The 9,412-nt window shown below is 41.6% G+C and carries 12 protein-coding genes; 6 read left to right on the top strand and 6 right to left on the bottom strand.

The annotated features are described in order from the left end of the window. Window positions 1-184: 184 nt before the first annotated feature. Window positions 185-844: a helix-turn-helix domain-containing protein gene (locus NST34_RS22990; RefSeq protein WP_042190416.1), complete on the top strand. Its 660-nt coding sequence runs from the start codon at window positions 185-187 to the stop codon at window positions 842-844. 119 nt (window positions 845-963) lie between these two features. Then, complete coding sequence (locus NST34_RS22985; protein ID WP_042190413.1) at window positions 964-1,272, top strand: hypothetical protein; 309 nt, start codon at window positions 964-966, stop codon at window positions 1,270-1,272. A gap of 183 nt (window positions 1,273-1,455) precedes the next feature. On the opposite strand, the gene sda is transcribed toward NST34_RS22985, so the two are convergent. The 4 genes from sda to NST34_RS22965 form a co-directional block, all read right to left on the bottom strand. Next, window positions 1,456-1,629, bottom strand: coding sequence for a sporulation histidine kinase inhibitor Sda (sda, locus tag NST34_RS22980; RefSeq protein WP_081382883.1), 174 nt, complete (start codon window positions 1,627-1,629; stop codon window positions 1,456-1,458). 216 nt (window positions 1,630-1,845) lie between these two features. Beyond that, window positions 1,846-2,178, bottom strand: coding sequence for a LytTR family DNA-binding domain-containing protein (locus tag NST34_RS22975; protein ID WP_042190411.1), 333 nt, complete (start codon window positions 2,176-2,178; stop codon window positions 1,846-1,848). A gap of 137 nt (window positions 2,179-2,315) precedes the next feature. Further along, complete coding sequence (locus tag NST34_RS32180) at window positions 2,316-2,843, bottom strand: accessory gene regulator ArgB-like protein (protein WP_445667674.1); 528 nt, start codon at window positions 2,841-2,843, stop codon at window positions 2,316-2,318. Beyond that, on the bottom strand, window positions 2,824-3,489 hold the full coding sequence (locus tag NST34_RS22965; protein WP_341128826.1) for a hypothetical protein: 666 nt from the start codon (window positions 3,487-3,489) through the stop codon (window positions 2,824-2,826). The genes NST34_RS32180 and NST34_RS22965 overlap by 20 nt, the downstream gene beginning before the upstream one ends. A 137-nt stretch (window positions 3,490-3,626) precedes the next feature. Between NST34_RS22965 and NST34_RS22960 the strand changes: the two genes are divergently transcribed. Beyond that, entirely contained in the window at window positions 3,627-4,145 is a 519-nt protein-coding gene (locus NST34_RS22960) for a DinB family protein (RefSeq protein ID WP_341128825.1), read from the top strand. 140 nt (window positions 4,146-4,285) lie between these two features. Here the strand turns inward: NST34_RS22960 and NST34_RS22955 are convergent, their stop codons facing one another. Next, complete coding sequence (locus NST34_RS22955) at window positions 4,286-4,855, bottom strand: thymidine kinase (RefSeq protein ID WP_042129772.1); 570 nt, start codon at window positions 4,853-4,855, stop codon at window positions 4,286-4,288. A 158-nt stretch (window positions 4,856-5,013) separates the two neighbouring features. On the opposite strand from NST34_RS22955, the gene NST34_RS22950 reads away from it, so the two are divergent. The 3 genes from NST34_RS22950 to NST34_RS22940 are packed head-to-tail and all read left to right on the top strand — an operon-like array spanning window position 5,014 to window position 8,814. Continuing rightward, window positions 5,014-5,223 (top strand): hypothetical protein, encoded by a 210-nt coding sequence (locus NST34_RS22950; protein ID WP_042129770.1) that lies wholly within the window; start codon window positions 5,014-5,016, stop codon window positions 5,221-5,223. A 17-nt stretch (window positions 5,224-5,240) separates the two neighbouring features. Next, window positions 5,241-6,974: an ABC transporter ATP-binding protein gene (locus NST34_RS22945; RefSeq protein WP_341128824.1), complete on the top strand. Its 1,734-nt coding sequence runs from the start codon at window positions 5,241-5,243 to the stop codon at window positions 6,972-6,974. After that, a complete protein-coding gene (locus NST34_RS22940; protein ID WP_042190395.1) occupies window positions 6,955-8,814 on the top strand; it encodes an ABC transporter ATP-binding protein in 1,860 nt (619 codons plus the stop codon). The genes NST34_RS22945 and NST34_RS22940 overlap by 20 nt, the downstream gene beginning before the upstream one ends. 173 nt (window positions 8,815-8,987) lie before the next feature. Here NST34_RS22940 and NST34_RS22935 read toward each other — a convergent pair whose 3' ends face one another. Next, window positions 8,988-9,293, bottom strand: coding sequence for a DUF2627 domain-containing protein (locus NST34_RS22935; RefSeq protein WP_060622617.1), 306 nt, complete (start codon window positions 9,291-9,293; stop codon window positions 8,988-8,990). Between the last annotated feature and the right edge of the window lie 119 nt (window positions 9,294-9,412).

The following is a 9,412-nucleotide window of genomic DNA, read 5'->3' as shown; positions in this document are numbered from 1 at the left end:
AACGATTACAATCCAGAGCCTGGCAGATGAGTATCAAATCTTCTCCGATATTTTGGAAATCTAGTATTATATTGGGTTTTTGGTACTGAGAATCACCCTTCAGAGGCAAGTAATTACTAGTATTAATTGTTATAAGCCAACACAAATTGTTATGTTGTGTTATGATAGTAGGGAGGTGACTCCCATGAATGATTTTGAGAACTATCCCGATGAGCTGGGTAATTTCATTCGGCACATCAGAAAGACGAGAGGGTTAACCTTAAGAGGACTGGAAGAAAAGAGCGGCATAAGTTACTCACAGCTTAGCAAGATCGAGCGTGGAGAGAGCATTCCGCTAAAAGACAATCTGGACAAGATCATCGAAGCACTTGGAACAGATCTGAAGAATCGGATGTATCATTTGGCAGACTATATGCCAGATATTGAATATATCAAGACCTTAAAGCATGGTTATGAGCTGCCACAGCTTAAACAGTCTCAGGACTACATTTATGAGACGGCATTTAACAAGCTTAAGGAATTCAGGGCAAAGGAAGGTAAAGAAACATCTTACGTTTCCTTTGATTCTAATGAAGTCATAGTTTATGAAACGGAATATGGGGCAGGAATGGTAATAGAGAAGATTGAGAAATACAATCTTACCGACGTCCTGAACGATAAGTTTGAGGGTTGCCTCGACTCCTTAAGAAAGAGCCCTCGGAAAGGGCGTCAAGCCTTTCTATTTGGCGAGTGGTTACGGGAGTGCGTTTATGAGCTGAAGGAAGAAGAACAGGATCAGGTCATACAAGCGCTCAAAGAATTTACGCAGTTTAAAGTACAACAGATAAAGGGTGCTTATAAATAATGTGTGTTTCATAAATGATCTCAAAAATGAATAATGTTGCCCTTTCTTGCAGCCATCTATTCATCTTGATCCATAAACTAACAACTAAAAATGGTTTGACAGAAAAGGGGATATTAATAATGAAAATTAACATGAAGTTTACCAGCAAGGGAAAAGTCGCTATAGAGAATTTTAATAACGAGGAATTGCTGGAGATCTTCGCACGATACATCAAGACATTATCCAAAAAGTATGATATCGAAGTTGATGTTCCTCTTGAAGAGAATCAAAATATTGTTGGTGATGGCGCTGTAATTGCGACTGCACAAAATGTGAAATGCGATGTAGAAACTTTTTTCAAAGAGCTGGGTAGAGATATTAAAGTTCCTTTGAAGAAAAGACTTGGCGGAAAATTGGAAAATGTATTTAAAACGGAAATTACGGAGTAGAAGATTACTCTATTTCAGGGAGTAGTCCTTACTGCATATAAAGAAGGTAGGGCCTTCAGGAGGCTCTACCTTCTTTATGTTGATGATGTTAACATGAAGACAATCTAGAGAACACTCGCAGTGAAGCCATAGGAAGTTATGTAATTATGTCATAATTTGCGAATTAATTTGTGTATGGGGATGTTATGATTTTTCAGTTTGTATGAGATCTCTACTGTCTAAGATCTCTCTAACAATCTCTATGAAATCTGGTAAAGCTTGTGCCTCAAGCGCTAATTTATAGATGTTAAGTAATTCTTCATCAGATATTGATTCAAGAGATGAGGGGCGTGGTGAGGGATGAAAATAGTAATTCATTTGGTTCCTCCATCATATATTTGTTTTTATTACACATTTATATATATGGTATCATTTGGAATACAATCCGTCTCCTGTCATTCATCCTATGAATTTTTCTTTACATCTTAGGGGAATTATGGGATAATAGCTATTTTGTGTGATAATAGATTGGTTTACTTTGAATTTTAATAAACAAAAACAATCCCGACATGTATAGTACATGTCGGGATTGTTTTAATCAGAATCTTTCTTATGAGTAGATAAGTACTTCTTTAGGCGAGGTTCATTGGATTCCGAAACGGTAGTGAACTGCTTACCTTGATTAAAGCATACAATCTTGCGTCCGGGATCATAGCCTTCTATGTTGTTGATATTAACGACGTTGCTGCGGTCAAGGCGTTCGAATCCCTTACCCTCATACGCTACGGAAAGATCGGAAAGCGTGGTGGGGAGAATAAATTCGCCTTCTTTCGTATGGACGAATATTGTATTCTTATAATTGGAGAAATACAATATATCTTCCTCTAGAATATCACTAGAGGAACCGTCTTTCTGTAAGACACGCATCTTTTCCCCATCCTTGTTTGATTACTTGCGCAGTTCTTTTGGAATCTCAGGGCTGTTAGCAAGTGGTTTCAGAATTGTTGCAAAAACAACAGCAGAAATACCTAATAGGTTAGAAGCATAACGAGCTAAATTTTTCTTCATTTGATTGGCCTCCTTTGTAATGGAATTATAACTGTAAAGGATTGAACTAAAAATGCCAATCCAATGACAGACGAATGGATCCAAAAATTCAAAGAAACCAGAATTATGGAAATGATCTTTAAACCCAAATACCATTCTTTGGGGATTTGCGCATTAGCATCAGGATTTGGAGCACATAGAATCATTACAAGCAAAGAAAAAAGATTAATCCAAAGGATATGGTTATGTATTAGATAAGTGATATGAGGGATCAGTGAACAGATAAAGATAGATACAATATTGCAGGACCTTGCGGATTTTAAATGCACTCCACCAGAAGACATTCTTAGGAGCATGCAGCTAAATAAGGCTAAGAATGTTTCCTTTAGCTGTCCAGTGAGCCCGCCGATGCATAACGAAGTTATAATAATGAATAAAGTATTTAAAATAATGCTAAGGGCATAATGCATGATTTCAATGGAATGCGTTTGCTCTGGATTACTTTTCTTAATGACCTCAACAATTTTAAAAGTTAAATGACTCATAGTTATTTCTATCCTTTTTGTGTGAGAAATATAGATATCCCCATAATAGTACTCCATAAAAAATTGGGATGAAGAAAAAGAAAAAAGATTCAAAAAAGTAGGTGAGTAAAGTAACGACAATTACTGTAGGAAGATTAAGAGCAAATAATAATTTTTCGCTAGTCGTTGGTTTAATTCTTACATCGGGTTTATCAGGTACAAAGTCAAATCCAATACGTTTATGACCCACATACATACCAATAAGAACCGCGGCTAATGCTGATAATATCTGCATTGTCATTATGTTTTTTGTAATCGGTTCCGAAGTATTTAGAGGCATGTTGATTACAGAGTCTAATAGATACATAATTATGGTTTGAATCACCGAGTAAGCTTGATAAGCCATTCCGGTTAATATGGAAGCGTAGAAGGGATGAATCCGGAATAACATCCACATAAAACAAAACATTAGTGCATATTGTGAGAAAGTATCTAATGAAGCTATCCCATAGTTGATTCTAAGGGTATAAGAAAAAAAGCCCATAATAAAACTAGCAAACAACATCTCTTTATGATATAAGTCAATTTTGAAAATTTTGAAAGCCAGAAAGAACATTGCATAGGTCTCTAGTATTGAAAATATCATAAAAAGCATAAAATCTATCATGCCGACACTCCCGATGACTTCTAGTTTAACTAACCCTATTATTGCAAGTATCGTATAAAATGGACTAAAATACAACAACTACAGTATAATTTTCCTCCTATTTTTTCAAAAAAATTCAAAATGAGAGGGGTTTAGACATGGATCGACGTCCAAAAAGCAGTGAGTATCTTGAGGAATTATCAAAGTATGTCGATTTAGTGCCAGTTGAAGGGGACATTTGTACTGTTTTTAGAGCGCAGACGGATGAGATTTGTAGCTTTATTTCGAACCTTACGGAAGAACAAGGAGAGCATCGTTACGCTCCTGATAAATGGAGTATTAAGCAAATGGTTGGCCATCTAGCGGATACTGGAAGAATTATGTCTTATCGTTTGTTGCGCGTTGCAAGAGGAGATAAGACCCCGCTGGCGGGCTTTGATGAAAAGGACTATGTGCCTACCGCAAATTTTGAAGCGCACACTCTAGAAAAACTACTGGCTCATTACAAGCTTGTCCGAGAGTCAACGCAAGCTCTGTTGGACACTTTGCCGGAAGATGCATGGACTCGTAAGGGAACGGTTAACAATGCAACCATCTCCGCGAGAGCAGTAGCGTGCGTATTGATTGGGCATGATCATCATCATTTGAATATTCTTAAAGAAAGATATCTGGTTTAATCGAGTTTTATTTTTAAAAAAGCATTCCTGAGGCCATTGCGGCTTCGGAATGCTTTTTTAGCTAAAGGTATATATTTTGGGCCCCCCCCGAAATGTACCTGAGTAAGCATCGAAGCAAAGCCTCACTTTGTGGGTATATTTTATAGTGGAGGATTCTTGTGACATTTACGGCACACTGGATAGTAGGCTTCATTGCCGCCAATTTGGATTTGCTTGCCGCTGTATACAGGCTTACCATTTTCTACTCTTAGAGCCATCGTTGCTTTACGCTCGCAGAACCAGCAAATGGTCTTCATTTCCTCAATTTTATCAGCGTAAATCAGCATGTATTTGCTGCCTTCAAATAGCTGGTTCTGGAAATCATTTTTAAGTCCAAACGCCATAACGGGAATGCCTAGTTCATCTACAATCCGTACTAGCTGTAGAATGCAGTCCTTGCTTAGAAATTGACATTCATCAATTAGTACACAGTGGGGTTTGGGCTGGTTACTGCTGACGATATTATAAATATCGGTATTCTCGTCGACGGGTATGGCCTGTTTCCGCAGCCCAATACGGGAGGAGATAAAACCAACTTCGTCCCGATCGTCTATGGATGGAGTGAAAATGAGCACCGATTTCCCTTGCTCTTCATAATTATGCGCAACCTTGAGTATCTCAATGGATTTACCGCTGTTCATTGCTCCGTATTTGAAAAACAATTGTGCCACTTCCATCTATCCTTTCGTATAAGCCAATTATCTAATCTTAAAAATGCGACCTCATTAGAGTATCATATTCGTGTCAGCTGTATCCAGTGAAAAGATTGCGATAGAATTGAATGTGGTATGATAAAAGGAATCATGTGATTGGAAAGGAAGTAATATGTGTGACTGAAAAAATAGACGAGTACAAGGAACGGTTAGCTCTGATTCAGCAGAATGGAAATCTTTCTATCGAGGCTGAGGCTTTGCTGGAAGAGATGATGGCAGATTTGGTGGAATTGAATCGAAGCAATAAAGCGCTGCGGCGGGCAATAATGAAAACTGGGCAGGCCTCCACAATGTCGACTCGTTTAAGGGATGCACTGTACGAATAGAAAAAGAGGGTATGCGAATGGGTTTGATTTTCTCTTTTCTCAAAAAATATAAAGTCGCTGCAATAGCTGCCCTAGTGATGATGCTTATTGAACTAGCGGTGGAATTGTCACAGCCTTTACTCATTTCCAAAATTATTGACCAGGGCATTAAAGAACAGAATTCCTCTGTAGTATGGCTCTGGGGCGGTGTATTGATCGGCAGCGCGGTAGTTGCGTTTATAGCTGGGGTATTAAGTTCTTTTTTTGCTGCCCATGCGAGTCAGAGCTTTGCGTTTGATCTTAGGGACAAGTTATATGAAAAGGTACAATCGTTTACATATGAAGTATTCAATCGGTTTGCCACCTCGTCGCTGATCACGCGTCTGACCGGCGATGTATCGCAGCTGCAGGACACTATATTTATGAGCCTCCGCTTTATGACGCGGGTGCCACTGGTTGTGGTGGGCAGTGTGATTATGGCATTGGTTGTTCATGTGAAGCTGGGATTATTTCTCACTGTAGCTCTACCTTTGTTGCTTCTCTTCCTTTACTTCATCATGAGAAAAGCTTCTTTGTTATTTCGCAACGTACAAAATCGGCTTGACGGTGTGAATGGTGTAATCCAGGAGAATTTAACGGGAATTCGCTTAATCCGTGTGTTCGTGCGCATGGGGCATGAGATTGGACGTTTTACGGTCTTTAGCGGGAATTTGATGAAATCCACGGTATCTGCGCTACGTTTGACGGAGACAACGATGCCATTTGTTATGCTTATTGTGAATGCAGCGATTATGTCGATCCTATGGTTTGGACGGATTGAGATTGCAAATGGGGATGCTACTTTAGGAGAAACTGTTGCAGTTATTAACTACTCTTTACGAACCATAGGAGCGTTGTCAGCTATATCTGGACTTGTCGTTACAATTTCCCGAGCACGTGCCTCCTCACAGCGTATTACAGAAGTGATGTCAGCAGGCGCTGGAGTTAAGGAAGGCGGAACCGCAAAGGGCGAACCGATACAGGGTCACGTCCAATTTGAAGGCATCAGCTTCAAGTATCCTGAGAGTGATATTTCGGTGCTAGAGGATATTACTTTTGAAGTTGCTGCTGGTGAGCGGGTAGCGATTATGGGAGCCACCGGATCAGGAAAGTCTTCTCTTGTCGGTCTAATCCCACGTTTATATGAAGAGACAGACGGTATCATTCGCATTGATGGGCAAAAGAGCACCGATATCGATATTTCAAGATTGCGGCGATCGATCGGTTACGTTCCTCAAGAACTGCAGCTCTTCAGCGGATCGATTCGCGATAATATCGCTTGGGGCAATGAATATGCCACACAGGAACAAATCGAACACGCAGCGGCTGCCGCACAAATTCACGCAACAGTGATGGGTCTGCCCAAAGGTTATGACACAATGCTTGGTCAGCGAGGGGTAAATCTGTCTGGTGGGCAAAAGCAACGGTTGACCATTGCTCGGGCGCTTGTGAGGAAACCTGCTATTTTGATCCTCGATGACAGTACGAGTGCGCTTGATGCTGTGACAGAAGGACTTTTGCTGGAGGCACTGAAAGAGATTTCATGTACAACCTTCCTGATTACTCAGAAGATCAGTTCTACTGCATCTGCAGATTTGATTCTGCTGTTGGATGAAGGACGCTTAATCGGTAAGGGAACACATGAGGAGCTTATGACAAGCTCTGCGCTGTACCGCAAGATTTATGAATCACAGGTAGAGGAGGCGAAGCAGCATGTTCAAAGCAATTCTTGAACCCTTTCGTCACCCAAAACCTGTCATTGAGCTTGGAGCAGGAAGAAGCCTTGGTTCAGCTGCTGGAGGGAAGCCAAAAGCAAAGGCGAAGGATTGGGGCGGCACGCTCATGCGGATTTGGAGCTACCTTGCCGAGCGTAAAGCTAAGCTTTTTCTCGTTCTGTTAATGGTAGTCTTCAGCTCGGCTTTAGCACTGCTCGGGCCTTATATGATTGGTAAAGCTGTGGATGATTATCTGGAAGGCACTGGCGGACGATCGTGGACGATTTTTCTGATCAGCCTAGCTAGTGTTTATATCTTCTATTCATTAACTTCTTGGCTGCAAAATATATGGATGATTGAAATTGCCCAGGAGACCGTATTTCGGATGCGCACGGAGTTGTTTTCCCATCTTCATCGGTTGCCCATCTCATTTTTTAATCGGAGACAGCAGGGCGAAATTATGAGTCGCCTCACCAACGATATTGAGAACGTCAGCTCTACGCTGAATAGCTCAGCTATTCAGATCTTTTCCAGTGTTTTGACATTGCTCGGAACGGTGGGGGTAATGCTCTGGCTCAGTCCTCTATTGACGCTGCTCACGTTCCTGGTTGTGCCGTTGATGTTATTAGGCATGCGCTGGATTACTCGGCGTACGGGTCCGCTTTTTAAGGAACGTCAGCGCAATGTGGGTGAGTTAAACGGTTATATAGAAGAGACGTTATCCGGTCAACGGATTATCAAGGCTTTTTCACAAGAGGAACGGGTCATCGCTGGTTTTCATGAACGCAATGAGCGAATTATGCTCTCTGGATACTGGGCACAGTCGATTTCTGGCTTCATTCCTAAGCTGATGAATGGACTTAATAATTTGAGCTTCGCTATTGTGGCTGGAGTCGGTGGTTTGTTAGCGATTCGCGGAGCGATTACGGTCGGTGTGATTATTGTGTTTGTAGAATATACGCGTCAATTTACTCGCCCTCTTAATGACTTAGCGAATCAGTGGAATACACTACTGTCAGCGGTTGCAGGAGCGGAAAGAGTGTTTGAAGTGCTGGACGAAGAGACGGAAGCTAAAGATGAAGGTGCAGCCACTTCGCTGGTTAAAGTTGAAGGTGCAGTGAAGTTCGAAAAGGTATCTTTTTCATATGACGGAAGTTCTAACACACTGCATGATATTAGCTTTGAAGCGAAGCCTGGCGAGATGATTGCCTTAGTAGGACCTACCGGTGCCGGCAAAACAACACTTATCGGGCTGTTATCTCGTTTCTATGATCCTAATCAGGGTAAGATTACGCTGGATGGCTTAGATGTCACTTCGATTCGGCGTGAAAGCCTGAGGAGCCATATGGCGTTTGTATTGCAGGACTCCTTTTTATTCAAGGGCAGCATCCGCGATAATATTCGTTACGGTAGACTGGATGCTTCCGATGAAGAGGTCGAGGCGGCGGCCAAGCTGGCTAACGCTCATTCTTTTATTATCCGTATGCCGGAAGGTTATGATCGAATGCTCTCTGCAGATGGTAGCGGTATAAGCCAAGGACAGAAGCAACTGCTATCCATTGCAAGAGCCATTCTTGCCAATCCTTCGATGCTTGTTCTTGATGAAGCCACTAGCAGTATCGATACGGTGACCGAAATCAAGATTCAGGAAGGACTTCAGGCGCTAATGAAGGGACGGACCAGCTTCGTTATTGCCCATAGACTGGGCACTATCCGTGCAGCTGATCGAATTCTTGTTCTTCAAGGGGGCAGATTGCTGCAGCAGGGCTCCCATGAGGAGTTGTTGAAGCAAGGTGGCTTGTACAGCGAGTTGGTGCAAGGCGGTCGTAGGGAAGTGCTTGATAAGGCTAGGCTTTAAGCTGTGCATAAAAAGGCGGGAGTTTTCAAGGAAGCGCAGGTCGCGTCCATGAAAACTCTCGCCTTTATGTAATGTGTGGATATTCATTATACATATGAAGTGAGCTGTTGGATGGTTTAATTGCAGAATGTGCAATAGATTTCGGTTGTACAATGAGGGGATGATTAAGCTGCTTATGAGATCGTTTCTTGCGCGGCAGCTTGTTTCGCTTTTTGTTTCTCCTTGAACCGAGGGCCAACATAATTACGTTTGCGGTCTCTTGTTAGAATCCAGCCGCCAAGGAAAGTCATACCTGCTGCAAAGAGAAGAAACCCTCCGCCGAAATGCAGCCAAGCGAAATCTGGAACAACGGAGTCATCGCCATGCATAGAGATATAATCAAAAATATCGTCCTTCATCATTAAGAAGCCCTTCATTGCGATTAAACCAGGAAACACAAGAATAAGGATGGCAATGAAGCGTGAAATTAATAGTTTCATAAGTGTCTCCTACCCCTCTTAGCCCATTAGATTCAACCATATGATAACGCTTTAGTAAGAAAAAGTCCATTTGGATATGACGTTTATAAGTTTTGTAATACTCTAAAAAGAGAGTACAA

Source organism: Paenibacillus sp. FSL H7-0714, assembly GCF_038003765.1.
GTDB lineage: Bacteria > Bacillota > Bacilli > Paenibacillales > Paenibacillaceae > Paenibacillus_AQ.
Note: the sequence above shows the minus strand (reverse complement) of the source record. Positions and strands in the feature narration are given on the sequence as shown.